This is a genomic window from Collinsella sp. 4_8_47FAA (assembly GCF_000763055.1).
GTDB lineage: Bacteria > Actinomycetota > Coriobacteriia > Coriobacteriales > Coriobacteriaceae > Collinsella.
In genome coordinates this window covers 1-702 of record NZ_KN214162.1, presented here as the reverse complement: position 1 = coordinate 702, position 702 = coordinate 1, and the positions used below count along the sequence as shown (strand labels likewise).

Here is a 702-nt window from a genome sequence, read left to right as displayed (position 1 = left end):
GNGCCCCACAACAAGACTTCCCGTCCTTGTTCGTGTAGTGCCCGACAACCAAGTCGGTTTTTTAACGTCGGCTCGGGTCGATGTTGTCACGCTCCAGGCTGGATGCATCGCGCCTGTAGTGGGCGAGCATGTGCCCGACCGAGGTTGCCTTGTACTTCGCTATGTGTGCCATGTCGGAACCGCCTTACGTCAGATTTTAACCGACTAAAGTCTAGCACGTTAGACCTTAGCTGCGCTAAGGACGTGCCCTGCGGGGCTTCTCCGCAATCCTCCCACGCGGTCGAGATTGCTGCGCGTCATCGGCGGCGGCACCTCTTCCTTGCCCGCTCGGCTCCGCCGAGATGGAGGGGTGAAACCCCTCCAAACCACCCCGACGTATCGGTATCGGATATCGGATTCCCATGGGCGAGGTCGTAGTACCTCGCCCCCCTCGTGGTCATTTGTCATTTGTCATTTGTCACATATTTTTCGGACGTAGTTAGCGAAAAATAATGAGCGCCCGATTCTGCAGGTCTCATCCAGTCGAGACACGGGCAAGGAAAGGGTCGATGGAGCAGAGCGTCCATCGACCCTTAATCAAGTCTGGTCTATTCGGTTGGCCGTCGCGTCAATTCCGCAATCCGTGAACGAGTCGGCTTAGATCTGCGCGAGCGCAGACCACGCCGCCCCGTAGTCACGCATTGCTGCATTGACCCGACTACT

General features: G+C 57.3%; 1 protein-coding gene. It reads right to left on the bottom strand.

Translation table 11 applies throughout. The features are described from left to right. Positions 1-61: 61 nt before the first annotated feature. Complete coding sequence (locus HMPREF9463_RS11445) at positions 62-172, bottom strand: plasmid recombination protein (protein WP_232219805.1); 111 nt, start codon at positions 170-172, stop codon at positions 62-64. Positions 173-702 lie beyond the last annotated feature (530 nt).

Coding starts and splice junctions, on each gene's coding strand:
- HMPREF9463_RS11445 (WP_232219805.1), bottom strand. CDS start 172: ATGGCACACATAGCGAAGTACAAGGCAACCTCGGTCGGGCACATGCTC.